Here is a 26,451-nt window from a genome sequence, read left to right as displayed (position 1 = left end):
AGAGCCCTCAAATCGTCTCAAGAAGCGCTGAATACGCTGATTCGTACGCATCGGCGATCGCCTCCGGGTCGTTGCGCTGCTCGGCAGCGAGCGGTGGTAATGAGACCCGAGCAACGGGTTCGATCGAACCGGTGACGTCGGGAACCCGCGTTTCGAGCGTCCCGCCACCCGGACTCGAACCCGCAACCGCACAGGCGCGAGAAAACCGAGAGCCGCGGTAGATCCGCGCAGACCCGGGCTCGACGACGGCGACCGCCGAGACCAACTCCTCGTCGAGTGACTCGAGCGGTCGTGCGACGTTTCCGTACGATTCGACGACGGCTAGCTCGGCGGACGCGATTTCGCTCGTCAACGATCGAAACGCCGGAAGGTACTCCCGTTGCATCAGTTCGTTTAATTCCTCGAGGGACTCGACGGTTAGCGATTCTTCGAGTGGGAGTGACTCCTCGACGACATCAGGAACGTCAACAGTCCCATTGCGAACGTACAGCGGATCCTCGCTATCGGGTCGAACGACTCGGTCGACGATAAACTCTCGGTCAGGACGGCCGAGGATCCCCGCCGAGCCGGTCGTGGCGGGCTGCCAGAGTCTGTGTACCGGGTTGAGCGCTTCAGGGCCCCTATCAGCTCGTTCCATGTCGGCCAGCTTCGCCGCGTCTTTTCCGTAGAGCCGCCCTCGGGCGAGCGCCTCGAGACAGTCGTCGTGGTCGAACCAGTAGTCGTTCGCAGCCCGGGGTTTGTACCCGATAGCACCGGTTCGCTCGAGGAGGCCCGTCGAGAACGTGGTCTTGCCGGCGTCGACGCGGTCTCCGCCGGTAACGAGAACGATCATCTCGCTCGAGTCCCTTCGAACACGCTCGGCGTTTGTCTTCGATACGGGTGTTTCGGGGAAACGACGAGCTGTCGCTCCCGTTTCGATCGGATCATATCGAACCCAGTGAATCCGGCCCCGTTAATCCGGCGGGATCAGTCCTTGCGTCCGTAGTAGCCGGGTTCGTCCTCGTCGCGTGGTTCCGCGACCACGAGGTCGTCAGCGTTTGTCATCACCCATGGAATCGCCCAGTCGATCAGGATGTCTTCCGTCTCCCGGTCGATATCAGCATCCGTTTCGAGTCCCTGCAGGAGACGGGCGATTTCGTAAATCGTGTACATCTGGTCCGTCTCGAGAAGCTCTGCTGGCGTGTAAAAGTCACAGGGTGGGAGGCTCTCGAACTCCGATTTTGGAACTGGCATGGCTCGGTATAGGTCGGTGTCGCGGGTAAACGGTGTGGTTTGTGTGGACCGGTCAGCACCGCTTGTGGTGTGGCCACTCTCTGGAATCGGCATTCGAGACGAACTGTGACAGCTCGAAAAATGGAACGTGCTGTCCGCTACGTTATTCGAAGTGGTCGAGGCAGGTCTGGTACTCCTCGGCCGCTTTGTCCCAGTTGACGACGTCGAAGAAGCTGTCGATGAAGCTTCCGCGGTCCGGTCCGTAATCGTAATAGTAGGAGTGCTCCCAGACGTCGAGTGCGAGGATCGGGTGCGATCCCCAGAGTGCGCCCTGGTCGTGTTTGTCTACGGCTATGTTACGAAGTTGCTTCGCGACGGGGTCGTAGACCAACAGCGCCCACCCGCCAGCCGCGCCGGCAGCCGCTTCGAACTCACCTTTCCAGGCCTCGTAGGAGCCGAAATCTTCTTCAATTCGGTCGGCGAGATCACCGGATGGCTCGCCGCCACCGTTGGGTGACATGTTCTCCCAGAATAGCGTGTGGAGGTAGTGTCCACAGCCGTTGTGCGTGACGTTGCTGAGCGCACCGGGCGTCGAACCGAAGTCACCGCTCTCGCGGTTTTCGGCAAGGGTCTCTTCAGCGCTGTTGAGGCCGTTGACGTATCCCTGATGGTGGGTGTCGTGATGCCAGGTTACAACCTGCTCGGAGATTGACGGTTCTAGCGCATCGTAATCGTATGGAAGTGGTGGAAGTTCGTTATCAGTCATAGTTGCACACCTCTAACTTATCCGTCGGTCGCTCACCTGTTAAGTTTTAAGGAGTGAAATGATACCAAGCCGCACGAACGGCTCGATATCGGTATCACAGGCGCTCACTCCCAGTCACGTTCACAACGGGCGCTCTGTTAAAGCTTTCCGGGGATGTCCCAACCCGCTTGCCGTACGATAGGTTCGTGGATGTCGATTTCCGATTCGAATCGAGCCCCGCTAGTCGATAAATTCCTTGTGCCGGGCATGCTCGAGCCACTCCTCGAGCGTTGGCTGTTCCCAGTAGCGAATCGTATCGCTCCGGGCATCGTACTCTAAAATCCCGGCGTCCTCGAGTCGGGGCAGATGGACGTGTTGTAGGGACGTCTGGATCTGCGTTCGGTGCTCGTCTCGATGCTCCGTCTCTGCTTCTCGCGTGAGAATGCTGTCGACGAGTTTATCGAACGTTGCGATACCATCGTCCTGGTCTGCGAGATAATACAGCGCATACCGTCGGCGACGAACTGATAGCAAGTTGAAGACCACATCCAGCGATGGTGTCGACATCGCTTTCACGGCCGTCGGTTCACGCTCTGTTTTACCCATCCACTAACCACCTACCGTACGTTACCATTCGAAACCACCACTAGCCCTTATTGCAGCAGACACATTAGATGTTACGCCCTTCGGTAATATTATACATACGATATTTGATGACTCGCATTTATTCGTAAAATTCGGATATGTGCTCTATAGAGGAGCTTTAGTTAGTTCTGGCTGCTGAAGATGACATACCTGACAGTCACTGGACCAGAATTGAGTTGTCACTCATCGTTACTATTTGGATGACGTTCGAAAACACGTCGGTGAGAATTGGTACCGGTCCACACCGGCGTCGCCGACTTATTCGTACAGCCAGCCCGCGTCGTGTTGATCGTAGTCGATCAGTTCGTCTTCGTCGAAGTGGATCGCGATTTCGCGTTCGTTCGCGCCCTCGTCCTCGTGGTCGGCCGCGTGAACGACGTTTCGACCGAGGTCGAGCGCGAAGTCGCCGCGAATAGTCCCCGAATCGGCCTCGAGCGGATCCGTCTCGCCGATCATCTGACGGACCTGACGCGTCGCGTCCTGTCCTTCCCAAACCATGGGGACGACCGGACCAGCCGTGATGAACTCGATGAGATCATCGAAAAACGGCTTGTCCGTGTGCTCGGCGTAGTGTTCTTCGGCGCGCTCTTCGGGCATGTTGATGACCTTGATCCCGACGAGTTTGAGACCGCGGTCCTCGAGTCGAGAGATAACGTTCCCGACGAGGCCGCGAGCGAACGCGTCCGGTTTGATCATTACGAAGGTACGCTCGTGATCGCTCATTGGTCGTCCTCGTTTTCGTCTTCTTCGGAAGCGTCCGCGTCGGCTTCGGTGGACTCTTCTTCAGAGTCTGTATCAGCGCCTTCCGGCTCGGAATCGTCCTCGTCAACGACTTCAGCTTCCTCGAACTCGTCATCGAAGGCCGCTTCGTCGTCCGTCGACTCGGACTCGTCTTCAGCGGTCTCGTCGGATTCCGCGTCGGCTTCGGTCGGCGTTTCCGACTGGACGGGGCCCTTCTCGTTGCGGCCTTCTTCGGTCCACTCGAGATCGCGCGGTTCGCGACCGAGCTTGTAGTTTTTCTCCGCTTTCGAGTCGACGAAGTGGAGTACGCTGCCGTCGTTGCGAACGTACATGATCCCCGTTCCGGGTTCGATCTCTTCGCCGGTGTAATCGCAGGTTCGTTTCTCGACCATTGTTACTGTCCTCCAATCGAGTCGGCCTCGCGGGCGGTCTCGCGGAGCTGGAGTACGTCTCCTTCGCGGACCGGCCCGAGGCAGTTTCGGGTGATGATGCGACCTTGATTCTCGCCCTCCTGGATTCGGCACTTGACCTGCATGGCCTCGCCATGCATTCCGGTCTTGCCGACGACTTCGATAACTTCGGCGGGCGTCGAGCCGCTTTCTCCCTCTTCAGCACTCATCTTGAGTCACCTCAGTCGAGATCCTCGATCTTCCCAGCGATGTCCTCGACGTCGTCTCCGGCCTCGCCGGCGTCGACGATTGCCGCGGCGGCCGAGCCGACCTCGAGGCCGGCGGCGTGTCCGACGTCGTCTTGGGTTTCGACGAAGACGACGGGAATGCCCTTTTCGTCCGCGAGTTCCGGGAGGTGCATCACGATTTCCTCGGGAGTGACGTCCTCCGCGACGAAGACGAGGTCGGCGTTGCCGCGTTCGATCGCTTTGGTGGTTTCGTTCGTTCCTTTCTTTACACGTCCTGTGTCTCGTGCGACCTCGAGCGCCTCGAGGGCGTCGTCGGCGAGGTCGGCTGGGATTTCTGTAGTTACGTAAACTGCCATTGGTTGTTCACCTCTCCTACGCGCGGGCTCTCGCTCCCCTGCCATCCGGGCGCTGGGTCGCTGTCGGAGTATCGGTGTAGTCCGATTCCCCACTACCCGGGCCGGTCGATCCGGCAAAAGTCCTGTGGGGCTAGGAGCATCATCAACCCCGCGTAGGGTGTACACTGGAGTAGCGTAGCCCCCCTTAAAAGCGTGTTCAAACGAACGGGACTGTGGCAGCGACTCGCAAGCATTCGCCCTAGGAAACGCCGGCCCGCGGTCGGGACCTTTTACCCCCGCGACGACCACTCGAGAGACATGGATATCGTCCCCCTCGCGGAGGCCCTTCGCCGCGAGGCTATCGCAACGAACGAGCGTCGAATGCTCGTCCTCGCCGGTGATCGCGAGCGAGGCTACGAACTGCTCGAGTCAGTCCTCGAGACGCTGGCGGTCGGGATCACCGAGACGACCCTCGTCGGTCCCGAAGCGCGTCTTCGCTGCGAACAGCTCGAGCAGACGGGCGCGGACGAACTCCTCGGGACGACCCGCGAACTGATCGTTCTCGATGCCCACGACGACCTCCAGCCGAACGCGCTCGGCAAGGTCGTCGGAGCCGTCGACGGGGGCGGGCTGTTCGTACTGCTCACACCGTCGCTCGAGCAGTGGCCGAGCCAGCGGGGCCGCTTCGCCGATTCGCTGGCGGTTCCACCTTACTCGCTCGAGGACGTGACCGGCCGGTTCGTCGAGCGGTTGATCGAGACGCTTCGAGCCCATCGCGGAATCGCGATTTTCGATTCCGACACCGAAACGGTCGAAGCCGATGGTCTTACCGAGCCTGCGCCGATCCGATCCGCAGAATCGAATCCGGCTACGTCAACCGGGAACGACAGTACGCGGCCGTCGCCCCCGCGCTTTCCGAACGCCGCTTACGAGGCCTGTCTCACCGACGATCAGGCCGATGCGGTTGCCGACCTCGAGTCGCTGTTCGAGACCGATCGGGCCGTCGTTCTCGAGGCCAATCGCGGGCGCGGCAAATCCAGCGCGGCGGGCATCGCAGCCGGGTGTTTCGCGCTCGAGGGAACAGACGTGCTCGTTACCGCGCCGGACGGTCGGAACGCGGATGAACTGTTCGCCCGTACGGAGGAACTGGTCGAGTCACTCGAGGGCGACCGAAGCGAATCCGAAGCGTCGAACACTCCGAAACGAGACGGCGACGCAGTTCGAACGACCGCCGGCGGGCGAGTACAGTTCCTCGATCCGAGCGCCGCCCTGGAGGCAATCTCGGGCACCGTCGATGATTCGAGCTTCGCAACCGATTTCGATCCGGCGGTCGTCATCGTCGACGAGGCCGCTGGGCTGCCGGTGGCGATGCTCGAGGGATTTCTCGAGGCCGATCGCGTCGCCTTCGCCACCACGATTCACGGCTACGAAGGTGCTGGACGGGGCTTTTCCGTTCGCTTTCGGGATCGACTCGAGGCGAGTACTCACGAGGTGACCGACCGCTCGTTGAGCGATCCGATCCGGTACGCCGCCGGGGATCCCATCGAGGTCTGGTCGTTTCGCGCGCTCGGTCTCGACGCTCGCCCACCCGTCGCACAACTCGTACGCGACGCATCCCCGGAGAGCGTCGAGTACCGCCGGCTCGAGCCGACTGACTTGCTGGCCGACGAATCCCTGCTCCGGGAGGCGTTCGGACTGCTCGTTCTGGCGCACTACCGTACGGAGCCAAACGACCTGGCACGTCTGCTCGACGCGCCGAACCTCGAGGCCCGTGCGCTGGTCCACGAGGGCCACGTCGTCAACATTGCTATGCTCGCCAGAGAGGGGAACCTCTCGAGGGAAACCCGAGCAGAAATGTACGAGGGAGGTCGGATTCGCGGGAATATGCTGCCCGATATCCTCACCAGCCAGATTCGCGACGAGGATGCTGCCGTCCCAGCCGGGATCCGCGTCGTTCGGATCGCGACCCACCACGCCGCCCGCTCGCGCGGACTCGGATCGAAACTCATAGACCGCGTTCGCGACGAGTTCGAGTCCGAAGTCGACTGGCTCGGTACCGCCTTCGGCGCGACGCCGGGACTGCTCGAGTTCTGGGCGGAAAACGGGTTCAACTCGGTTCACGTCTCGACGACGAGAAACGAGACGAGCGGCGAACACTCGGTTCTCATGCTCTCGCCGACGAGCGAGCGCGGACGCGAACTCGCCGACCGACACGCCGACTGGTTCTCTCGGCGGTTCCCGGCTCTCTGCGTGGACTCGCTCGCAGCCGTCGATCCCGACGTCCTCCGCGGCGTTCTCCGAACCGTCGACGCGGCGCCGGAGTTCGACTTATCCGACCACGAGTGGCGGATGGTCGCGGGAGCCGCGTACGGCCCGGGACGATTCGACGTTGATCCCGGTCCGTTCCGAGAACTCGTTGTCCACGCACTCCTCGAGGGTTCGGAGCCTGCCGGCCTCTCCGCGAGCGACGAGCGACTCCTCGTTGCTCGAGCCCTGCAGGGACTGGCGTGGGAAACGGTCGCCGACCGACTCGAGTACCGCTCGGCGAGCCAGTGTCGACGCGCCCTCGGGGACGCCCTGGTTCCGCTCGTCGAGGAGTACGGAGCCGACCCGGCACTCGAGGTTCGAGAGCGGTTCAGGTAGCCGAGTGCGATCGTCCGTTCGAGGCGGTACTGCTTTGGGGGTTCCCGACTCGAACCGAGTATGGTGGATGCGCTCTCGCTGCTCGCAATCGCGTTGCTGATCGGCGGCGTCATCGGGACGGTCGTCCCGTTGGTCCCCGGTGGATCGCTCTCGCTCGTCGGACTCTTTCTCTACTGGTGGGGGTCCGGGTTCACGGAACCGGGGCCGCTCGCACTCGTCGTCCTCACGTTTTTGGGAGTACTTGCGATACTCGCGGAGTTTCTCGGCGGGGCGATCGCCGCTCGAGCGGGCGGGGCGTCCTGGAAAACGACCGCGGCGAGCGCGGTCGTCGGAATTCTGTTGATGATCGTCACCGGACCGCTCGGACTGCTGGTCGGACTGTTCGGAACCGTCTTCGTTCTCGAGATCGTTCAGGGCGGCACGCTCGACCGAAGCGTTCGGTCTGCGGCCTACGCGACGGCTGGCATTCTCGCGTCGACGGCGATACAGGTGTTGCTCACGGCGTCTATTCTGTTCGGCTTCGTTATCGCAGTTGCGCTCTTTTGACGCCGCCTTGGTTAGCCACGAGTCGTTTCCAGCGTCTGCGAACCCAGCATGTGCGAACGCACCCTCTCGAGCCGGTTCAGGGAAAGACTAAATGTGTGACAGTCAATCTCTCCCGTATGATCTGCTCCGAGAACGAGTGCGATCAGATTGCCGCGGTCTTGCTCCACATCCCCTGGGAGGAAAATCGAGCGGTCTGTGCACCACACGCTCGCGTGCTCGCTCGAAAAGACGGTATCGTCCCGGACCCGTTGCCGGATAGCGCGGACGACTTGCTCGAGGAGGACTGAAAAACGGACGCTCTGACGCCCCCGAGAACGAATTTGAATCGCGACTACGGGTGGGCGTAATAGGTCACGGTCTCGTCTTCCTCGTGTCGGTCGATCCGCGCGAACCCGATGCGCTCGAACTGGACCATCTCGTCAGACTCGAGATCCGCGACTGCCGGCTCCGCGCGACCGGTCACGTCGCTGTCGATGGTCCGCATTCGGACCGGGACGCTCTCGGCGGCGGGTACCCAGTGGATCACGTCGACGTCACCCTCCCGAACCACGTCGATCTCTTCACCCGTGTACTGGAGGGTCCCTCGAGTGTACTGGAAACACCCCAGTCCTTTCAGCCAGATTCGCTCTTCCGGATCCGGGAGATCGTCGGGCTCGAGGAGCACGGAATCGCCGACCGGAATCTCGCGAACGCCGCGGTCCTCGTGGTTCGGATGCAACGGCGGAGTCGCCTCGTCGGGGGGGCTGCCGCCGAGGGGGATCTGGTTTCCGTCGCGGACGAGAAAGCGCCGATCCGTCTCCTCGTCGATTCGGTCCCGATTCGCGGCGTACACCGAACTCATCGCGAGGTCCACGTCGCTCGTCGACGTTCCCAACTGGACCATCGCCTCGGTGATCGCCTCGCCGCGGATCCCGCGCCGGCGGAGGCTCCGCAGCGTCGGGGCGCGGGGATCGTCCCAGCCGTCGAGTTCGCCCTCGGCGATCAGCGCTTTGATCGTCGACGTGCTCATCTTGCAGTCGTACTCGTCGACGTTGACGTGGCCCCAGTGGATGACTTCGGGATACTCCCAGCCGAAGTACTCGTAGACGAAGCGCTGACGTTTGGCCGAATCCTGCAGGTCGATTCCGCGGATGATGTGGGTGATGTCGATGATGTGGTCGTCGATTCCGGATTGGAAGTCGAGCATCGGCCAGCAACGGAACTCCGCGGCCTCTTCGCGGGGATGTGGTGTATCGATCATCCGGAACGCGACCCAGTCCCGAAGCGCCGGGTTCTTGTGTTCGATGTCGGTTTTGACCCGGAGGACCATCTCGCCGCTGTCGTAGATACCCGCGATCATGTCTTCGAACTCGTCGAGAATCGTCTCGGGGTCTTTCTCCCGATGCGGGCACGCCTCGCCGTCGTTCTTGAGATCGCTAAATTCCTCGCCGGAGCACGAACAGGTGTAGGCTCCGCCCATCTCGATCAGTTTCCGCGCGTGATCGTAGTAGATCTCGAGACGGTCGCTCGCCTTGAACGTCGCGTCGGGTTCGAACCCGAGGTACTCGGTATCCTCGAGGATCGCGTCGTAGGCGTCGAGGTCCGGCCGCTTCGTCTCGGGGTCGGTGTCGTCGAACCGGACACAGAACCAGCCGTCGTATCGCTCCTTGTACGTCCCGATAACGGCCGGCATGCGCGCGTGACCCATGTGCCACGGACCGTTCGGATTCGGTGCACACCGCATTCGGATCTCGTCGTACTCCTCGAAGTTCGGTAGGTCGCCGAGGGGATGGTCCTCGCCCTCGTCTTCGGCCTCGATCTCGGCCAGCTGTTCGGGTGCGAGGGTCTCGAGACGCGTGCGTCGATCGTCGTGTCCGAGTCCATTGACCTCGTTGACGACGCCGCCAACGACGCCGGGAATCGCATCGGCGTGCTCCCGGAACGTCGGGTTTTCGCCCATCAACGGTCCCATGACCGCACCGACGTTCGCATCGCTCTCGTGTTTCACCGCGTTCAATAGCGCGTGTTTCTCGGCTTCGCGCTCGACGCGTTCGCGTAGATCCTCGTCCATGAGGCGTGACTATTCGCGGGCGGCCCAAAACTGTCGCGGTGTCGGCTCGTTCGTAGAGCGAGCCACGGGCGTCACTGGCCGATCGGTGAGGACAGCCAAATCGAAATAGTCCGAGCCCGGTCAGTAGCCGCGTTCGATCAGGTAATCAGCGAGTTCACACAGCTGTTCGCGCGCCTCGTTGTCCGGCACCACTTCCAGGCGATCTTTCCCCTGTGCGACGAGATCTCGAGCCGTCTCGTTCGCGTACGAGATCGACCCGACCGCCTCGAGTTCGGCGACCGCGTCGTCGATTTCGGCTTCGGTGACGGTTTCGACCGTGACCGTATCGAGCAGTTCCTCGACGTTCACGCCCCGCTTACGGGCGTGGACGGTGATGAGCGTCTGTTTGTTCTCAACGAGGTCGCTGCCCCGCTGCTTGCCGAGTTTCTCACTCGGCACCGTGAGATCGAGGACGTCGTCTTGAATCTGGAAGGCGCGGCCGATGTCGAGTCCGTACCCATAGAGTGCGTCGACAGTTTCCTCGTCAGCCCCCATCAGGACGGCCGGAAGGCACGCCGACGCCGCGTACAGTACCGCGGTCTTCTGTTCGACCATCTCGAGGTACTCTTCGGGCGTGACGTCTTTGCGCTGTTCGAAGGTGACATCGAGCGATTGGCCCTCGCAAATCTTCGTACAGGTCGTCGCGAGGATGTCGAGCGCTTCGACGATTCGGTCCGGGTCGGCACCCGCCTCGAGCATGATCTCGAACGCCTTCGAGTAGAGCGTATCGCCGGCGAGGATTGCCGTCTCGAGGTCGTATTCCTTGTGGACCGCCGGAACGCCCCGTCGAAGGTCGTCGTCGTCCATGATATCGTCGTGAATCAGCGTGAACGACTGAATCACTTCGACGCTCACGGCGGCGGCCATCATATCGACACTCCCGTCCGCCAGCGACGGGAACTCTCGATACGAGGTCGAAAGCGGCTCGACATCCGCGAGTGCTTCTGCAGTCGTTAGCAACACTGCAGGACGGAGCCGTTTTCCGCCGGCATCGAGTAAGTACCTGGACGCTTCGTAGAGCCGTTCGGGTCGCTGAATCGGTAACTCGTCGGGAATAGCCTCGTTGACCTGTTCGCGTCGCTTGCGAACACCCTCGAGCACGGCTTGTTCTCTCGCCTCTGAAGTGGTCATATCAATCGACTAGCTGGATGATGTTTCCGTTGCTCGAGACGTGGAGATCCCTACCAAGTTTGTAGCCCTCTCCCTGACAGAGATTGACGTAGCCCGACAGACCCTTGAGATCCTGGTGGGCCGGAATGATGTTCTGTGGTTCGAGCGCGTCGAGCATCGTGTAGTGGCCCTCCTGATTGAGGTGGCCGGACACGTGGATTTCGTCGTAGATTCGCGCGCCTTGCATACCGAGCAATCGCTCGGCCTGATACCGCTGTCCCTCGTTCGTCGGTTCTGGGATGACGCGAGCGGAGAAGACGACCTTGTCGCCGTCGTCCAGTTCGTACGGCGTTTCGCCCCGAGCCATACGGGTGAGCATCGCGCGCGGTTCGCCCTGATGGCCGGTGACAACGGGCAGGTAGTTCTCCTTGCCTTCGTTCATGATCCGTTTGAACGTCCGGTCGACCGACTTGCGGTGGCCGAACATGCCCAGATCGTCCGGGAAGTCGACGAAGTCGAGCCGTTCTGCGGTTCCCGAGTACTTCTCCATCGATCGGCCCAGCAAGACCGGCTGGCGGCCGATGTCCTTGGCGAACTCGACGAGACTCGTCACGCGCGAAATGTGACTCGAGAACGTCGTGGCCACGATCCCGCCGTCGTAGTCCTCCATGCTGTAGAGGACGTCTCGGAGGTGTTCACGCGCGACGTTCTCGGAGGGCGTTCGCCCCTTCTTGTTCGCGTTAGTACAGTCCTCGATGTAACAGAGGACGCCTTCGCCTTCGCGGCCGATCTCTCGGAACCGCTTCATGTCGATCGGGTCGCCGACGACCGGCGTGTGGTCCATCCGCTTGTCGAGACCGTAGACGATAGCGCCTTCGGGCGTGTGGAGGACCGGGTTGATCGCGTCGATGATCGAGTGGGTCACGTTGACGAACTCGAGTTCGACGCCCTCGTCGCCGATGGTCATCGTCTCGCCGGCGCTCATCTTGACGAGGTCGTTTTCGACGCCGAACTTCTGTTCGCCTTCGATCTGTTGTTTGACGAGTTCGATCGTAAACGGCGTCGCGACGACCGGTGCGTTGTATCGGTGAGCCAGTTTCGAGATGGCACCGATGTGGTCGAGGTGGCCGTGTGTCGGGACGATGGCCTGTACGTCACCCTCGAGTTCGGACATGATCCGATCGTCGGGAATCGCGCCCATGTCGATCAGGTCGAGGCTGTGCATCCGTTCGGTCTCGACGTTGTCGTGGATGAGAACCTTCGAGAGGTTCAGACCCATATCGAAGATGACGACGTCGTTCCCTGCGCGAACGGCAGTCATCTGCCGTCCGACTTCTTCGTAACCGCCAATAGTTGCAATTTCGATTTCCATGATTGTAGCACTGAAAGCCGCGTGGACTCTCAACGAAACGGTCCGCGGACTCCTGTTTCTCGGCCCCGGCGTCTTACAGCACGTCGGCCATCCCGCTATGCGCTCGCGGAGGCCGTTCCTCCGTTCGAACCCACAGTACCGCTGTGAGTCGCGAACGCACTTGCCCGCGGGTTTCGGTATTCCATTGTACACGCCGGGGTGTTAAAAACGCAGTGGGTTGGGATAATTCGTTGTCAGTGGCCCCAGCAACGACTGTCACGCTCTCCCGCCTATCGACGGGTCAAATTCGACTCCAGCTTACTCGATTGACGTCCCCACTGCGTCGCCAGCCAGAAACGAGTCGATCGACTCCAGGCCGAAGATCGACGCCGGGGCCTCGAGCTCGAGCAGCGTTCGGACCTTCCCCGCCATGCCGCCCGTCACGTCCGTCGCCTCGCTTTCACCGAGAATCGCATCCACGTCTTCGAACGACGTGATTCGGTCGACGACCGCACCATCCTCGTCGAGTACGCCGGGAACGGTCGAACAGAGTCCGACGCGGTCTGCGCCGAGCGCTCGAGCCAGGTGGGTGACCAGTTCGTCGCCGCTGATAATCGTTGCACCCGACTCAGCCGTCGCGACGATGTCTCCGTAGAGTACGGGAACGAATCCTGCTTCGAGCATCGCGTCAATCTGTCCAGTGGGTAGGTGAAGCGTTCCCGCCTCGTCTCGGTAGGCCGTCGAGAACGGATGGACGGGAACTGCGGGCACGTCCTGTTCGTGGAGTCGAGAGAGTACGAACCGGTTTAAGGTCTCCATCGCACCGTGAATATCCGTTACCGCTCCGATTTCGTCGGTCCCCTCGGTCGTCGTGACGCCGTGTTCGCTCGCGTGGTGATGCCCGAAGCTACCGCCGCCGTGGACGATGACCAGCCCGTCTTCGAGGGCCCCCTCGGCGAGCGCCGACGCGACCGCGGCCGCCGATCTCTCGAGCGCCGGTCCGTCGAGCGTTTCCGGTCGTTCCTTGTCGGTGACAACGCTTCCGCCGAGTTTCAGAATCGTCGCGCTCATTCGAGTCGACACACTCCCTCGTCCGCGAGTTCCGCTCGGAACGCGTCTTCACAGCCGGGCGTGAACTTCAGCGCCGTTTCTGTCGCTTCGGTGGGATCGAGTGCAACGATACAGCCGCCACCGCCCGAACCCGTCAGTTTCGCGCCGTAGGCATCGGCATCGCGTGCCGCCCAGACCATCGCGTCGAGCGATCGGGACGAGACCCCAAGCGCCGAGAGCAAGCCGTGGTTGAAGTTCATCAACCGACCGAGTTCCTCCACGTCACCGTTCTCGAGTGCCTGCTCACCGTTCCGGACGATGTTTCCGATCGAATCGACGGTGTTGGATGCAAATTCGTACTCCGCGCGGAGATCACGGACAGCGGAGACGAGCTTTCCGGTATCGCCCGCGCCGCCGTCGAATCCGATCACGATCGGTAGATCGGGCGCGTCGATCGTCCGACAGTCGTCGCCCTCGACGCGAACCGCGCCGCCGGTCGCCGAACAGAACGTGTCCGCCCTTGAGGCCTGCCCGTCCTGTACCTCGTATTCGGTTCGAAACGCTCGGTCTGCGATCTCTTCGGCCTCGAGCGTGGTTCCAAGTTCGCGCGTTCCCGCGTCGATCGCGGCGACGGCGACGGCAGCGGACGAACCGAGCCCCGCCCCCAGCGGGATGTCGCTCTCGATGGTGACGTCGAAGCCGACGTCCTCCTCTCCGGTCACGGACCGGACCTGCGAAATTGCCTCGTCGACGTAGCCCGTCGCGGCTGCGAGCAGCGACTCGGAAACGTCGATATCGGGCTCGTCTTCGGTCCGTCCACCGTACTCGACGGTAAACCCGTCGAGGCTGAGGTCCTCCGCTTCGACTCGGATCTTCTCGTCGTCACGCCGTTCGACGCCGACTCGCGCTCGTTGCTCGATCGCACACGGAACCGCGGGCTCGCCGTAGACGACTGCGTGCTCCCCAAAGAGATACACCTTCCCGGGAGCGCTCGAGAGTGCCATTATCGACAGATTCGCGTCTCCCGGCTTAATACCTGTCTTCCCGAGATTCTATGTAAGTGATCGACACAGTCACGCAGACCGATACTGTTGCGTTCGCTTCAGAGAACAAGCGCAGTGAGCACCTGGTAGACGATCCCGACCGCGAAAATCGCGAACAGAAGGCCGGTGGCTAGCATCACCGCAGGCGGGATTTGTCCTTCTTCGAACGAGAAGAGATACTGTCTCATACGTTCACTGTCGAGTCTCGACAGGTATGTCTTTCGTTGCTTTCTCGTCATTGATCGCTCGGTCGTCTCGAGCAGTGTAGTCGGACTTATGGCCCTGTCACTACAACCCTCGAGCAAATGTCGCTGGTCCTGCCGAGCGAACTCGTCGTCGATCGATTTCTTCCGACGGTCAGGGCGGTGCTCGCGAGACGACTCTCTGAACGCGGGATGACCCAGAACGAAATCGCAGCCGAACTAAGCGTTACGCAGGCCGCGATCAGCAAATACGTCGCCGGTGAGGCGGGCGGCGATGGGCGCTTTCGAAACGATCCGGACACGATCGCGACGGTCGACCGGTTAGCGGAGGGTATTCATACCGGCTCGATGGACGGCTACGACGCGCTCGCTGAACTCCTCGCGTTGATCCACCGCCTCGAGGATCGGGGCCCAATCTGCGAACTCCACGAAACGGAGATGCCCGAACTGCAGGGACTCGGCTGTGACCTCTGCGTTCGTGGACTCGATACGGACGTTCGGGTAGAACGCGAGGTCCTCGCGGACGTTCGGTCGGCCGCGCGTACGCTCGCGACCATTCCGGGGATGGCCGAGTACGTCCCGAACGTCGGCACCAACGTCGGAATGGCCCTACCGGATGCCGGCGACGAAACCGACGTTGCCGCGATTCCCGGTCGGATCTATTCGATGAGCGGGCGCGTCGAAGTGCCGGCCAATCCCGAGTTCGGCGCCTCGAGCCACGTCGCGACGGCGCTGCTGGCAGCGAAGGCGGCCGGCCCGGACACGCGCGGGGCGATCAACGTCGCGACCGACGACCGACTGCTCGAGGCCGCCAGATCGCTTGGGTACGACCCACTCGCGTTCGACGCCAGTTACGAGGATCGGGCCGACCGCCTCGAGACGACGTTTCGCGACCGAGGCGCTGTCCCACAGATCCTCTATCACGAAGGCGCGTTCGGCATCGAACCGATCACCTTCGTCTTCGGTGCCACGGCGACTGATGCGGCCGATCGGCTGCAGGAACTGGTCGAAACCGCCTCGAACTAGTTGGGAGCAGCGATCGGTTTTCTCGAGCACGCGACCACGTATTGGCACACGCACCGCTCTCGAATCGTCTCGGAGACCACGATCGGCAGAAACGAGAAAATTCGCGTCGAATCAGACCATACTTTCGAAGTCCTCGAGCGAGTACGACGGTTCGGCACCGCGCTTGTCGAGGACTTCGTTCGCGAGCAGCCAGTAGACGACCGACAGAGCCTTTCGACCCTTGTTGTTCGTCGGAACGACGAGGTCGACGTTACTGGTCTGGTTGTTCGAGTCACACATTGCGATGACGGGAATCCCGACGGTGATGGCCTCCTTGACGGCCTGGGCGTCACCGATCGGGTCCGTGACCACGACGACATCGGGTTCGATGTAGCCGTCGTACTTCGGATTGGTGAGCGTCCCCGGGATGAACCGACCCGTTCGCGCTCGAGCGCCGACGGCCTCGGCGAACTTCTCCGCCGGGAACCGACCGTACTGGCGACTCGAGGTGACAAGCACCTGTTCGGCCTCGTAGTTCGAGAGGAACTCCGCGGCCGTTCGGATGCGACCGTCGGTCTTCGAGACGTCGAGGACGTACAGACCGTCGGTTCGGACGCGGTGGATGAACCGCTCCATGTCCGCGGTCTTTTGCTGGGTACCGATGTGAACACCGGCACCGAGGTAGTCCTCGACGGGGATGAGCAGATCCGCTTCCTCGTCGGACATCACGTCGTCGTCGAGGGTCGGACCTGCGTCGTCCTCGTCTGGTTCGGCCTCGGCCGGTTCGTCGGCGTCGGCGGGCTGTTCGTCTACTGGCTCGACGTCGTCGGCGGGATCGGCGGCGGGGCCAGCCCCTTCGGCTGGCTCCTCGTCGATCTCCTCCTCGGCGGCGTCGAGCCCTTCCTGTTGTGCGTCGTTTTCAGTCATGTCGCGTCGTCTGCGATTCTGATGAGCTCGTTGAGCTTTGCGGTTCGCTCGCCGCCGACGGCGCCCGTCTTGATGAACGGGGCATCGGTTGCGACGGCGAGGTGTGCGATCGTCGCGTCTTCGGTCTCGCCCGATCGGTGGGAGACGACTGAATCGTAGCCGTGTTCGGTCGCGAGTTCGATCGCATCGAAGGCGTCGGTGAGCGTCCCGATCTGGTTCGGCTTGATCAGGATGCTGTTTGCCGCGCCGCGATCGATTCCGGTGGCGAGTCGCTCGGTGTTGGTGACGAACAGATCGTCACCGCAGATGAGCGTCTGGTCCCCAACCCTGTCGGTCAGTTCCGCGAACGCGCCGTAGTCGTTTTCGTCGAGCGGGTCCTCGACGTAGACGAGATCGTATTCGTCGACGAGCGTCGCGATGTATTCGATCTGCTCGTCGGTGGTACAGGTCGTGTCGCTGTACTCGTAGACGTCGTTTTCGTCGTCGTACATCTCCGCGGCGGCGACGTCGAGCCCGAAGCCGATTTCGAAGCCGACCTCATCGGAGACGGCCGACACGGCTTCGTCGACGAGTTCGAACGCTTCGTCGTCGTCGATCGACGGTGCCCACGCCCCTTCGTCACCTTTCCCGCAGGCGACGCCGCGTTCTGCCAGAAGGTCCGACACCTTCGCGTGAACGGCCGCGTTCGCAAAGACGGCATCGTCGACGCTCGGCGCGCCGACAGGTGCGGAGAGGAACTCCTGAATGTCGGTCGCATCGGCGGCGTGTTCGCCGCCACCGACGACGTTTCCGAGCGGAATCGGGAAGTTCTGTCCGCGGAACGTTCCCCCCAGGTGCTGGAACAGCGGCGCGCCCAGCACGTCGGCACCGGCTTTCGCCGCGGCCATCGAGATGGCGACGGCGCTGTTGGCACCGATCTTCGAGAAGTCGTCCGTTCCGTCGGCCGCGCGAAGTGCGCCGTCGACTTCGCGCTGGTTGCCCGCGTACGCCTCACCGACGAGTCGCGGAACAGCGTGTTCGCGCGCCGCCGCGATCGCCTCGCTCGCGGGACGTTCGATCGCCTCGTATTCGCCCGTGCTCGCCCCCGATGGGGCTGCGGCGCGACCGAACCCGCCGCTTTCGGTCAGCACGTCGGCCTCGACAGTGGGATTCCCTCGAGAATCGAGGATCCGTCGGAGTCGAACGTCGGTGATCAGCGTCATTTCTTCCCTCGTTTAACCGTAAACGGCAGTGCATCGGCGTCGTACTCTTCGGCGGCGACGAGAATCGGCTCGGTCTGGTTGGTGTCGATCAGAACGGGCGCACCGTAGGACACCTGCAGCGCTCGAGCGCCGAGGATTCGTGCTTTCTCGTATCGGTTGTAGTGTTGCTGTTGCATTACTGGTATGGTGAGACGACGTCGACGAGATCACGGTGTGAGACGAGCATTCGCCGACAGCAGTAACGCTCGACGCCGAGTTCGTCCAGCACTGCCTCCGGATCCTCGTCTCCCTCGTTCGCTCGTTCGTCGAATTCTTCCCAGTGTTCGGCGACGACGTTACCACACGTGAAACACCGGACCGGTACCATCATATCTGAATCACCTTAGCGGTACGATTTCTGGTAGCGCGCCCGAGCGCCGGGACCGCCCCACTTTTTGGGTTCGGACTGGCGAACGTCGTTGACGAGCAACGAGCGATCGAACTCCATGTAGGCGTCGCGAAGTTCGGCATCGTTTGCGTGCTGGACGATCCCTCGAGCGATGGCGGTTCGGACGGCGTCTGCCTGTCCGCTGATACCGCCACCCTCGACGCGAACGTCGATATCGACTCCGTCTCGGAGGTCGTCACCGGCGATGCGGAACGGCTCGAGCATTTTGAGCTGGGACATTTCCGGCTCGACCAGCTCGACCGGCTGGGAGTTGATTCTGACGCGACCTTCGCCGTCCTGTACGGTTGCACGAGCGACGGCAGTCTTCTTTTTACCACTTGTGTTCGTTACCATGTGACGTTAGCACCTAACTGTTCTGCGACTTCGTGAAGGTGAACGAAGCGGATGTTCGAGAGGCGATCGAGCGACGTGTCCTCGAGGATCTCTGCCTCGCGGTCGTCGTCGTTCTCGTAGGGGTTGCCGACGTAGACGCGGACGCCTTCGAACGCCTCGCGGCCGCGCGGTTTCTTGTGTGGCAACATCCCACGGATGGATCGCTTGAAGATCATGTCCGGACGTCGCGGGTACGCCGGCCCCTGATCTGAACTGAGCTGCGTTCGCGTCCGGTAGGTCCCGATAACGTCGTCTCTGTCGCCGGTGATGACCGCATCTTCGGCGTTGACCACGGCGACCGTTTCGCCGTCCAGTGCGCGCTGTGCGACCTGGCTGGCCACGCGACCGAGGATACAGTCTCGAGCGTCGACGACGACGTCGGCATCGAACTCTGCGTAGCTCATGCAATCACCCGGACGTTGCTTCCTTCTGGGTTTTCTTCGAGCACTTGCTCGAGCGGTACTGGTTCGCCGACCTGATCGATTTTGGTCTCTGCCGACGACGAGAAGTCGACGGCGGCGACGGTGACGTTTTTCTGGAGTGCGCCCGAACCCAGCACCTTGCCGGGAACGACGACAGTCTCTTCTTCTCGTGCGTACCGCTCGATACGCCCCAGGTTCACTTCCGCGTGACTCCGACGGGGTTTCTCGAGACGATCCGCAATATCACGCCAGACGTCTGCGTCCGCACTCCGCGAGGCGGACTTCAGCTCGGCGATAAGATCGTTGAGCCTCGGATTGGTTTTACTACTCATTGGTGTCCTCCAAATGCTGCAAAGGGGCGGCTCTCGACGCGAGAGCCGCGAAGAAGTGATGCAGGGAGCAGGATTTGAACCTGCGGACTCCTACGAGACAGCGCCCTGAACGCTGCGCCGTTGGCCTGACTTGGCTATCCCTGCCCGCACTTCCGTCTACCCCTCGCCCCTTCAAACCCCTTTCGGTTCGCGTGACTGTCGGCGCGCCGCTCTCGTAGCGTGCGGCAGCGGCGGCCGTCGTCTGGGTGTGAGGGTGTAGGGGTAGTGTCATCCGTTAATTATAGCTGTACTGCTTCTTCGAGTTCCGTCGCGCGAGCCTCGAGCGTGTCGACGGCTCGCGTGACGAGTTCGGCGACGGTGAACGATCCGTCGGTCTCGACGTGGAAGACGAAGGCGTTCGGCACGTCTTCGACGCTCACTTCCTTGCCGGGATACCGGTTGGACAGATCGTCGTCGAACTCGCTGGTCGGGATCAACTCGCCGTCGTCCTCGATGACGCCGCGAACGATCTGGGACCGTTCGTCCTCGAACTCGGGAAGGTCACCGTCGACCGACACGCGCTGGAGGTGTCGGTAACCGACGGCCACGCCGCCCTGATGTTTGGCGTGATTTTTCCCGCGCTCGATGACGGCGTCGGCCTCGGCCTCGAGACGCTGGTCGTCTTTGAGGTCGATGATCGGCACGTTGTCCTCGGCCGGCTGGACGAGGCTATCACTCGAGACGAGATCGCCCGAGTATGCCGTTCCTGGCCCTTCGACGTCGATCGAGAGCGTGACGGTATCGCCGTCGACGAACTCGCCTTCTGGGGGGGTCGAAAGCGGGACGAGCCCGAGTCGAAGCGCGAGCTGTTCGTCGAACATCACCGACGAATTTTCGATGAATCGCACTTCGTCGATGGCCATCGTCGGCACGTCGGCGACCATCGCTCGACGGAGGCCGTTTGCGAACGCGGGGGTGACCCCGCGAACGAGGAATCGGGCCTTTCGATCCCCGGTTTCGACGAACTCGACGTCGTACTCTTCTGTCATGGGTCTAGTATCCGCCTTTGCCTTTCGGGGCACGCGATCCGTCGTGCGGGATCGGCGTGACGTCCTCGATGCGACCGATCTCGATACCGGAACGGGCGAGCGCGCGAATCGTTGCCTGTGCGCCGGGTCCGGGTGACTTCTGCAAGTTGCCACCGGGGCCGCGAACGCGGACGTGCAGGCCCGTGATGCCGGCAGCTTTGACCTCTTCGGCCACCGCTTCGGCCATCTGCATGGCGGCGTACGGCGACGCTTCGTCGCGGTTTTGTTTGACCGCGGTCCCGCCGGAGGACTTCGCGATCGTCTCCGCGCCCGTGAGGTCGGTCACGGTCATGATGGTGTTATTGAACGATGCGTGTACGTGGGCAACGCCCCATTTGTCGTCGTCTGCCATTTATTGTTCCTCCGCTCGTTCCGGGTGGAGTTCGTCCGCGAGTGGACTGTTCTCGTCGAACTCGATGTCGTCTTCCTCGTCGATATCGACGACGTAGGACGGCACCGTATGTCGGCTATCGCCGACGACCACGTGGCCGTGCCCGATGAACTGACGCGCCTGCTGTGGCGTGTTCGCCAGTCCGTTTCGGTAGACGAGCGTCTGGAGACGACGCTCGAGGACGTCCTCGATCTCGAGCGAGAGCACGTCGCCGAGTTCGTCCGCTTCGTCGAGATAGCCGACGCGGGTGAGCCGGCCGAGGAACTCCTCGGTTCGGCGCGCGACGGCTTCTTCGTCCGCTGGCTGTGCGAGCAGGTCACGAGCCTCGCGCCGGTAGGAGCGAAGCTGGGACTGTGCACGCCAGAGCTCTTCTTTGTTCGCCAAGCCGTAGCGATCGAGCAGTGAGTGCTCGCTGGCGATGCGTTCGCCCTGGTAGGGGTGATTCGGGGTCTCGTAGTTTTTGGTGTCCGTTCCGAGTGGCATTATTCGTCATCCTCCTCGGCGGCGGCGGCTTCCTCCGCCTGCTCTTCGCGGATCTCTTCGACGTTGACTCCGATCGTCCCTTCGGTCCGACCCGTGGACTTGGTTCGCTGTCCGCGAACCTTCTGGCCGCGCTTGTGGCGGGCGCCTTTGTAGGAGTCGATCATCTTCATCCGGTTGATATCTTGCTGTCGAGTCAACTGGAGGTCGTTACCGATCTCGTGGGTGGTTTCGCCGGTGTAGAAGTCCCGCTGGCGATTCGTAAGCCACTCGGGCACTTCTTCGGCGTAGTTTTCGACGAGTTCGACGACCTCATCGATGACGTCTTCATCCAGTCGACCGAAGGTTGCGGTCCGGTCGACTTCGGCTTCGTCCGCGATGATACGGGCGGTCCGTCGACCGACACCGTTCAGTTCGGACAGCGACCGTTCGACGGATTTCGTCCCGTCGAGGTCGGCCTGACCGATGCGGACGAAGTATTGAAGATCTTCATCCTCTTCTTGTTCTTGTGGTTCTTCCTCGCTCATATGTCGTGTATCTCTGTCTTTCGTGCGCGCACTGCATGCTGACGCAAGCGCGCCAGTACTGTGAATCCGACGTCGTGGCGGGGATTTGAACCCCGGAGGCTTGACGCCACATGGTTAGCAACCATGCGCCTTGGGCCGCTTGGCTACCACGACACCGTGTCTGTTATCATCGCCCGTCTGGACTCGGGGACTCGTCCCCTACACGTATCGCATTGAGTGGTACCCTCGTCGGGTACTTAAGGGCAACGAAAGAAACTGCGCGAAGGAGGTGGCTCCTCGAGTCGGCGCTACGTCGTTGGCCGACCGGCCGTCGCGATTCACTGGTGTGAACCAATTGAACTTATTGTGATCCACGCAAAAAGCGAACCAACAGGTGTCCCGAAACGACCTCGCCCTCCGACTCGGTGCCGCGCTGGTCGCTATCGTCGCGATCGGATTGACTGCGGCGACGATCCAGTCGCCGCTCGAGACGGGCGGTACGGGTGGATCGGGCGGCGGCGAGGAGAGTACCTCGGGATCTAACGGGCAAACAGGAGTCGAACTCGGAGCCGGTGGGGAGATCCCGCAATTTTTCCAGTACCTCGTCTACGCACTCCTCATCGTCATCGCCATCGCACTGGCCTGGTACTTGCTCTTCCACCGACGAGAGCTCCTTCGTCTGGCTGCTGCCGCGATCGTTGTCTGCATCGTTCTCGTCGCGTTAGCCTGGATACTCGCCGAATTTGGTTCCGAATGGAGCGGCGAGGCCATGAATCAAAGCGGAGGCGGGGGGCCAGCACAAGACGGCGGAACTCCAGGGCAGGGCGAGGGTGAGCGGACGCCGATTTCGATCGTCCCGCTGCTGGGCGTACTCGGCGTCATCACCGCGATATTCGCCGGGGCACTCGTCCTCACGAACCGGCGCTCCGACGACAGCGGACTCGCCGCGGACGAGCACGGACTCGAGGACGAGACCGAACGCCACGCCGTCGGCGAAGCGGCCGGTCGCGCTGCGACGCGAATCGAAGCGGCCGACGACGACGCTGTCGACAACGAGGTCTATCGCGCCTGGGAGGAGATGACCGGGCTCCTCGAGGTCGACCGGCCGGAGACGAGCACGCCCGGCGAGTTCGCCGAGGCGGCGATCGCCGCCGGACTCGCCCGCCATCACGTCGAAGACCTGACCCGCCTGTTCGAGGAGGTCCGCTACGGCGGCAAGGAGACGACGGCCGAAATGGAAGATCGGGCCGTGGACGTACTCCGCCAGATCGAGACCGAGTACGCTAGCGACGAAAAGGAGTCGATGAGCGGACCGACCGACGGTGATGGCCGATGAGCGTCCGTAGGGGGTGGCTCACACTCGGTGTGATAACGTTCCTCGGCGCGATAGCCGTCCTGTCCGGACTGGGTGGGTTCAATATGGGACGCAGCGGTCTGGTCGCTGTCGCCTGTGGACTGCTGCTCGGAGCCGTCTCGGCGCTCTCCCGGCGTCGCGGTGTCCGAGAACAGACGAAAACGCCGGAACCGGAACGAACCTATCGCGTCCCCGCGCCGGGATCGTCACTCCGAGACGCAATCAGTCAGTTCCGAGACGCAACGGATGAGTACACCACTCAGAGTCGTCGGTTCGTCGACGGACTCCGAGCCGCGGTCGTTGCAGTGCTCACCCGCTTCGAAGGCCGCTCCGTCGAGGAGGCGACGGCTCGACTCGAGACCGGCGAGTGGACCGACGACCGGCGGGCGGCGGCGTTTCTCTCAAAGTCGGTTGACCCGCCCTCGAGGTCGCTTCGCAAACGACTCGCGGCAACCCTCGATCGCGAGACGGTGTTCCGGGAGGGCATTCGACGGGCTGGAGCGAGCATCGCGAATATCGGATACGGAGACCGTTCGGCCTACTCCGTTCCGGAGACGCTTCCGAAGTACGAGGCAGACGTGTCCGAGAAGGACGACTACGATCCGCGGACGACGACCAAGCGGGTCCACGGGACCGAACACGCCCGCGAGCGATCGACCGAGTACTGGACGGGTGTCGGTGCAGTCGCCCTCTTTGCGGTCGGGATCGGTGCTCTGGCCGAATCCCCTGCAGTCGTCCTCGCGGGCGTCGTCGGCGTCGGATATGCGGGCTTCGCTCGAGCGTTCGATCCGCCCGTCCCCAAGGTCGACCTCGAGCGAACGGTGTCGACGGACTCGCCCGAGCCCGGCGACGAAATCGATGTCAGTCTGACCGTGACCAACGAGAGCGACCGACTGCTCCCCGATCTCAGAGTTATCGACGGCGTGCCGCCGGGACTGGCTGTCGTCGACGGCTCGGCCCGAATGGGCACCGCGTTGCGACCGGGTGAATCGGTGACCCTCGAGTACACCGTCACCGCCCGTCGCGGCACCCACGAGTTCGATCCCGCGCTCGTCCTCGCGCGCGACCCGTCTCGATCGGCCGAATGGGAGGTGTACGTCGGTCAGGAAACGTCGATCGTCTCCAATCCCGTCCTGCGTCCGATCGCCGCTTCGATCCCGCTTCGGGCGACTGCGGCGTCGTTTTCCGGTCGTCTCCAGACGACCGACGGCGGCACCGGAACCGCCTTTCACTCCGTTCGGGAGTACCGACGCAACGACCCGCTCAACCGAATCGACTGGAAGCGCCACGCCCGAACGGGAGAGCTCGCAACCCTCGAGTTCCACGAAGAGCGTGCTGCCCGAGTCGTCCTCCTGCTCGATACCCGAAAGGTGTCATACCTCGCACCGTCGCCCGACGAGCGACACGCCGTCGATCGATCCGTTAGCGCGGCGGGACGAACCGCGGCGACGCTCCTCGAGAACGGGGACACCGTGGGACTCGCGGCGCTCGGTCCAGGGGAGTCGTCAGAAGAGGGGTATTCCTCGACCCAAGAGCCCTGCTGGCTCGCTCCCGCGGCGGGACGTCACCACCGCGTCGAATTCGAGCAGTTGCTCGCGACGCATTCGCAGTTCGCTTCCGTGCCGCCAAGTCGCGGAACACACTGGTACGGCCAGCTTCGAACGCTCCGACGGCGGTTTTCCGCTGAAACGCAGATCCTCTTTTTCTCGCCGCTGTGCGATCAGGCGAGCCTCGAGATCGCCCGAAAACTGGAAGCGTACGGCTATCCGGTAACCGTCGTCTCGCCGGATCCGACGACGGATCGAACCACCGCCCAGCAACTGGCCCGCGTCGGCAGACGGATCAGGCGGTTCGACTTACAGCGCGCGGGTATCCCCGTGATCGACTGGGACGCCGGAGAATCGATCGATGATGTCTTCGCCCGCATGCACGTTGGTGACGCCAGATGAGCGACGTGACTCGTCGGCCCACGACGCTCTCGAGGGCGGCGGCCATCGGCGGTGGAATCGTCGCTGTTCTCGTCTCGGGTGCGGGATCGATCTATGGGGCCGGAATCGGCGTCTTCGGGCTGGCGCTGCTTTCGTTCGGACTGGTTCGCGGAGACCGCAACGGGATCGACGTCGGCGCGTTAGCTATTTTCGTCGGCGTCGTCGCCGGCGGGTTGCAGGGAGACTCCGTCGAGTTGACTGTGCTCGCGACGATCGGAACCGTTCTCGCGTGGGACCTCGGCCACGACGCGACGGATCTGGGCGATCAACTCGGGCGAGAAGCGGAGACGACACGACTCGAGGCGGTCCACATCATCTCGAGTCTCCTGATCGGGCTCGTCGCGGCGACGATCGGATACGGCGTCTACGTCTTCTCGGCTGGCGGGCAGCCAATCACGGGCGTCGTGCTGTTAGTGCTGGCGGCGGCGTTTCTCGTGGTTGCGCTCGGTTCGCGTCGCGATCAAAGCGAATGGACCGGAAGAAGCCGGTAATCAGCGTCGCTAGTTTTTCGCCGCCGACGCGTCCGGGCCGTCCTCGAGGTACTTTTCGTTGACGACCCAGTGACCGTCCTCGTTTCGGACCATGTACTCGCCGTAGTAGGGGACCCGCTGTTCGACGACCTCGTGAAACGCGTCGCGAATCTCGGGTTTGGACATCTCCCCCATCGGCTTGAGGTCGTCGTTGCGGTTGAGACAGCCCTTGAGATAGCCCTCGTGGGTCACCCGTACCCGGTGGCAGTTCGCACAGAACGTCGGGTTCTCGACGGGATCGACGATTTCGACCATACCACGACCGGTTCCCGACGACTTCGACGCACCGTCACTCGCGTCATCGGCGGCGATCCAGTAGCGCTTTCGGTCGTGCATCTTCCGGTGTTCGATCTCGTCGGCCCGTTCTGCGAGCCACTCGTGGACCCGCTCGATATCGATCGCCCATTCGGGGTTGCCAGTCAGCTCGGGCATGTACTCGATGAGCTGGAGTTGCAGTCCCTCGTTCTCGGCGACGTGGTCGACCATCCCGGGAACGTATCCCGCCGTGTGCTCGAAGACGACCATGTTGAGTTTGACCGGATCGAGGCCGGCCTCGAGCGCGGCGTCGACGCCCTCGAGCACCCGCTCGTAGGCACCGCTCTTGGTGACCGCGGCGAAGTCGTCCGGATCGAGCGCGTCCTGCGAGACGTTGACCCGTTCGAGACCCGCCTCGACGAGGTCGGGGGCGCGACCCGGGAGGAAGGTTCCGTTCGTCGTCAGCGAAACCTCCATCGAATCGGGCGTCCGAGCGATAATTTCCTCGAGATCCTGGCGGAGCATCGGTTCGCCGCCGGTGAACTTCACCGCATCTACGTCGAACTCCTCGGCGACCTCGAGAAAGCGGACCACGTCGTCGGTCGTCATCTCGTCGTCCTGTGGGTCCATCGGGCCGCGGGTGTCTCCGAGCCCTTCGTTGTGACAGTAGACGCAATCGAAATTACACCGATCGGTGAGTGAAACGCGAACCCCCGTGACGTCGCGTCCGAACTCGTCGGTGAGCATAGTCGTCTCTTGCGGGTGGATCCGCTTAAAGACGCCGGGGAAAAACAGATCACGTAACCGGATTCGGTTTCGGAT

33 protein-coding genes and 2 tRNA genes are annotated in these 26,451 nt (G+C 62.5%); 7 read left to right on the top strand and 28 right to left on the bottom strand.

The genetic code is table 11. The features are described from left to right. Positions 1–7: 7 nt before the first annotated feature. The 8 genes from HALLA_RS08660 to rpl7ae form a co-directional block, all read right to left on the bottom strand. Positions 8–832 carry an ATPase gene (locus tag HALLA_RS08660; RefSeq protein ID WP_049952977.1) on the bottom strand — a complete coding sequence of 275 codons (825 nt, stop codon included), beginning with the start codon at positions 830–832 and terminating at the stop codon, positions 8–10. Positions 833–966: 134 nt separating this feature from the next. Next, a complete protein-coding gene (locus HALLA_RS08655) occupies positions 967–1,233 on the bottom strand; it encodes a DUF5827 family protein (RefSeq protein ID WP_049952975.1) in 267 nt (88 codons plus the stop codon). Between the two features lie 142 nt (positions 1,234–1,375). Continuing rightward, positions 1,376–1,978, bottom strand: coding sequence for a superoxide dismutase (gene sod, locus HALLA_RS08650; protein WP_049952973.1), 603 nt, complete (start codon positions 1,976–1,978; stop codon positions 1,376–1,378). Positions 1,979–2,197: 219 nt separating this feature from the next. After that, on the bottom strand, positions 2,198–2,563 hold the full coding sequence (locus HALLA_RS08645) for a DUF7344 domain-containing protein (protein WP_049952972.1): 366 nt from the start codon (positions 2,561–2,563) through the stop codon (positions 2,198–2,200). Positions 2,564–2,860: 297 nt separating this feature from the next. Continuing rightward, on the bottom strand, positions 2,861–3,325 hold the full coding sequence (gene ndk / locus HALLA_RS08640) for a nucleoside-diphosphate kinase (protein WP_049952971.1): 465 nt from the start codon (positions 3,323–3,325) through the stop codon (positions 2,861–2,863). Continuing rightward, positions 3,322–3,735, bottom strand: coding sequence for a 50S ribosomal protein L24e (locus HALLA_RS08635; protein ID WP_049952970.1), 414 nt, complete (start codon positions 3,733–3,735; stop codon positions 3,322–3,324). Before HALLA_RS08635 ends, ndk begins: the two co-directional genes overlap by 4 nt. Before the next feature lie 2 nt (positions 3,736–3,737). Continuing rightward, positions 3,738–3,962: a 30S ribosomal protein S28e gene (locus HALLA_RS08630; RefSeq protein WP_049952969.1), complete on the bottom strand. Its 225-nt coding sequence runs from the start codon at positions 3,960–3,962 to the stop codon at positions 3,738–3,740. 11 nt (positions 3,963–3,973) lie between these two features. Further along, positions 3,974–4,336: a 50S ribosomal protein L7Ae gene (gene rpl7ae / locus HALLA_RS08625; RefSeq protein ID WP_049952968.1), complete on the bottom strand. Its 363-nt coding sequence runs from the start codon at positions 4,334–4,336 to the stop codon at positions 3,974–3,976. Positions 4,337–4,633: 297 nt separating this feature from the next. Here rpl7ae and tmcA point away from each other — a divergent pair, with 297 nt between their 5' ends. The 3 genes from tmcA (at position 4,634) to HALLA_RS21040 (ending at position 7,791) form a co-directional block, all read left to right on the top strand. Further along, the gene (tmcA, locus tag HALLA_RS08620; protein WP_049952967.1) at positions 4,634–6,958 is read left to right on the top strand and encodes a tRNA(Met) cytidine acetyltransferase TmcA; all 2,325 of its coding nucleotides are present in this window, start codon (positions 4,634–4,636) and stop codon (positions 6,956–6,958) included. A gap of 60 nt (positions 6,959–7,018) precedes the next feature. Further along, positions 7,019–7,504, top strand: coding sequence for a DUF456 domain-containing protein (locus tag HALLA_RS08615; protein WP_049952966.1), 486 nt, complete (start codon positions 7,019–7,021; stop codon positions 7,502–7,504). Positions 7,505–7,620: 116 nt separating this feature from the next. Then, positions 7,621–7,791 (top strand): hypothetical protein, encoded by a 171-nt coding sequence (locus tag HALLA_RS21040; protein WP_169732125.1) that lies wholly within the window; start codon positions 7,621–7,623, stop codon positions 7,789–7,791. A 44-nt stretch (positions 7,792–7,835) separates the two neighbouring features. Here HALLA_RS21040 and HALLA_RS08610 read toward each other — a convergent pair whose 3' ends face one another. The 6 genes from HALLA_RS08610 to HALLA_RS21610 all read right to left on the bottom strand — a co-directional run bounded on the left by HALLA_RS08610 (position 7,836) and on the right by HALLA_RS21610 (position 14,335). Further along, positions 7,836–9,554 (bottom strand): glutamate--tRNA ligase, encoded by a 1,719-nt coding sequence (locus HALLA_RS08610; RefSeq protein ID WP_049952965.1) that lies wholly within the window; start codon positions 9,552–9,554, stop codon positions 7,836–7,838. Positions 9,555–9,674: 120 nt separating this feature from the next. Further along, the gene (gene idsA3 / locus HALLA_RS08605; RefSeq protein ID WP_049952964.1) at positions 9,675–10,724 is read right to left on the bottom strand and encodes a geranylfarnesyl diphosphate synthase; all 1,050 of its coding nucleotides are present in this window, start codon (positions 10,722–10,724) and stop codon (positions 9,675–9,677) included. 1 nt (position 10,725) lies between these two features. Next, positions 10,726–12,075, bottom strand: a complete 1,350-nt coding sequence (locus HALLA_RS08600) for a ribonuclease J (protein WP_049952963.1) — start codon at positions 12,073–12,075, stop codon at positions 10,726–10,728. A gap of 297 nt (positions 12,076–12,372) precedes the next feature. Then, entirely contained in the window at positions 12,373–13,125 is a 753-nt protein-coding gene (locus tag HALLA_RS08595) for an isopentenyl phosphate kinase (RefSeq protein WP_049952962.1), read from the bottom strand. Next, positions 13,122–14,108, bottom strand: a complete 987-nt coding sequence (mvk, locus tag HALLA_RS08590; RefSeq protein ID WP_049952961.1) for a mevalonate kinase — start codon at positions 14,106–14,108, stop codon at positions 13,122–13,124. Before mvk ends, HALLA_RS08595 begins: the two co-directional genes overlap by 4 nt. Before the next feature lie 98 nt (positions 14,109–14,206). Beyond that, positions 14,207–14,335 carry a hypothetical protein gene (locus HALLA_RS21610; protein ID WP_277921454.1) on the bottom strand — a complete coding sequence of 43 codons (129 nt, stop codon included), beginning with the start codon at positions 14,333–14,335 and terminating at the stop codon, positions 14,207–14,209. Between the two features lie 117 nt (positions 14,336–14,452). Here HALLA_RS21610 and HALLA_RS08585 point away from each other — a divergent pair, with 117 nt between their 5' ends. After that, a complete protein-coding gene (locus tag HALLA_RS08585; protein ID WP_049952960.1) occupies positions 14,453–15,376 on the top strand; it encodes a thiamine-phosphate synthase family protein in 924 nt (307 codons plus the stop codon). Between the two features lie 111 nt (positions 15,377–15,487). On the opposite strand, the gene rpsB is transcribed toward HALLA_RS08585, so the two are convergent. The 13 genes from rpsB to HALLA_RS08520 form a co-directional block, all read right to left on the bottom strand. Continuing rightward, positions 15,488–16,282, bottom strand: coding sequence for a 30S ribosomal protein S2 (gene rpsB, locus HALLA_RS08580; RefSeq protein WP_049952959.1), 795 nt, complete (start codon positions 16,280–16,282; stop codon positions 15,488–15,490). Further along, positions 16,279–17,484, bottom strand: a complete 1,206-nt coding sequence (eno, locus tag HALLA_RS08575) for a phosphopyruvate hydratase (RefSeq protein WP_049952958.1) — start codon at positions 17,482–17,484, stop codon at positions 16,279–16,281. The genes rpsB and eno overlap by 4 nt, the downstream gene beginning before the upstream one ends. Beyond that, entirely contained in the window at positions 17,481–17,660 is a 180-nt protein-coding gene (locus HALLA_RS08570; protein ID WP_049952957.1) for a DNA-directed RNA polymerase subunit K, read from the bottom strand. Before HALLA_RS08570 ends, eno begins: the two co-directional genes overlap by 4 nt. Then, a complete protein-coding gene (locus HALLA_RS08565) occupies positions 17,660–17,854 on the bottom strand; it encodes a DNA-directed RNA polymerase subunit N (RefSeq protein WP_049952956.1) in 195 nt (64 codons plus the stop codon). The genes HALLA_RS08570 and HALLA_RS08565 overlap by 1 nt, the downstream gene beginning before the upstream one ends. Positions 17,855–17,866: 12 nt before the next feature. Then, positions 17,867–18,265, bottom strand: a complete 399-nt coding sequence (locus HALLA_RS08560) for a 30S ribosomal protein S9 (RefSeq protein WP_049952955.1) — start codon at positions 18,263–18,265, stop codon at positions 17,867–17,869. Further along, complete coding sequence (locus HALLA_RS08555; RefSeq protein WP_049952954.1) at positions 18,259–18,708, bottom strand: 50S ribosomal protein L13; 450 nt, start codon at positions 18,706–18,708, stop codon at positions 18,259–18,261. Before HALLA_RS08555 ends, HALLA_RS08560 begins: the two co-directional genes overlap by 7 nt. Further along, entirely contained in the window at positions 18,705–19,058 is a 354-nt protein-coding gene (locus HALLA_RS08550; protein WP_049952953.1) for a 50S ribosomal protein L18e, read from the bottom strand. The genes HALLA_RS08555 and HALLA_RS08550 overlap by 4 nt, the downstream gene beginning before the upstream one ends. Positions 19,059–19,117: 59 nt before the next feature. Next, positions 19,118–19,202, bottom strand: a tRNA-Leu gene (locus HALLA_RS08545). A 134-nt stretch (positions 19,203–19,336) separates the two neighbouring features. Beyond that, complete coding sequence (locus tag HALLA_RS08540; RefSeq protein WP_049952952.1) at positions 19,337–20,086, bottom strand: DNA-directed RNA polymerase subunit D; 750 nt, start codon at positions 20,084–20,086, stop codon at positions 19,337–19,339. Between the two features lie 4 nt (positions 20,087–20,090). After that, on the bottom strand, positions 20,091–20,477 hold the full coding sequence (locus tag HALLA_RS08535) for a 30S ribosomal protein S11 (RefSeq protein ID WP_049952951.1): 387 nt from the start codon (positions 20,475–20,477) through the stop codon (positions 20,091–20,093). Further along, positions 20,478–20,999, bottom strand: coding sequence for a 30S ribosomal protein S4 (locus HALLA_RS08530; RefSeq protein ID WP_049952950.1), 522 nt, complete (start codon positions 20,997–20,999; stop codon positions 20,478–20,480). It abuts the gene before it with no gap. Beyond that, on the bottom strand, positions 20,999–21,523 hold the full coding sequence (locus HALLA_RS08525; protein WP_049952949.1) for a 30S ribosomal protein S13: 525 nt from the start codon (positions 21,521–21,523) through the stop codon (positions 20,999–21,001). Before HALLA_RS08525 ends, HALLA_RS08530 begins: the two co-directional genes overlap by 1 nt. A gap of 70 nt (positions 21,524–21,593) precedes the next feature. Then, positions 21,594–21,676, bottom strand: a tRNA-Ser gene (locus tag HALLA_RS08520). 220 nt (positions 21,677–21,896) lie between these two features. Here HALLA_RS08520 and HALLA_RS08515 point away from each other — a divergent pair. The 3 genes from HALLA_RS08515 to HALLA_RS08505 are packed head-to-tail and all read left to right on the top strand — an operon-like array spanning position 21,897 to position 25,335. Then, positions 21,897–22,838 (top strand): DUF4129 domain-containing protein, encoded by a 942-nt coding sequence (locus tag HALLA_RS08515; RefSeq protein ID WP_049952948.1) that lies wholly within the window; start codon positions 21,897–21,899, stop codon positions 22,836–22,838. Then, positions 22,835–24,805: a DUF58 domain-containing protein gene (locus HALLA_RS08510; RefSeq protein ID WP_049952947.1), complete on the top strand. Its 1,971-nt coding sequence runs from the start codon at positions 22,835–22,837 to the stop codon at positions 24,803–24,805. The genes HALLA_RS08515 and HALLA_RS08510 overlap by 4 nt, the downstream gene beginning before the upstream one ends. Beyond that, positions 24,802–25,335, top strand: a complete 534-nt coding sequence (locus tag HALLA_RS08505; RefSeq protein ID WP_049952946.1) for a DUF7519 family protein — start codon at positions 24,802–24,804, stop codon at positions 25,333–25,335. Before HALLA_RS08510 ends, HALLA_RS08505 begins: the two co-directional genes overlap by 4 nt. Positions 25,336–25,344: 9 nt before the next feature. Here HALLA_RS08505 and moaA read toward each other — a convergent pair whose 3' ends face one another. Continuing rightward, a complete protein-coding gene (gene moaA, locus HALLA_RS08500) occupies positions 25,345–26,376 on the bottom strand; it encodes a GTP 3',8-cyclase MoaA (protein WP_049952945.1) in 1,032 nt (343 codons plus the stop codon). Between the last annotated feature and the right edge of the window lie 75 nt (positions 26,377–26,451).

Origin of the sequence: Halostagnicola larsenii XH-48 (assembly GCF_000517625.1) — an archaeon.
Taxonomy (GTDB): domain Archaea; phylum Halobacteriota; class Halobacteria; order Halobacteriales; family Natrialbaceae; genus Halostagnicola; species Halostagnicola larsenii.
This window is presented reverse-complemented; position numbering and strand designations above follow the sequence as displayed.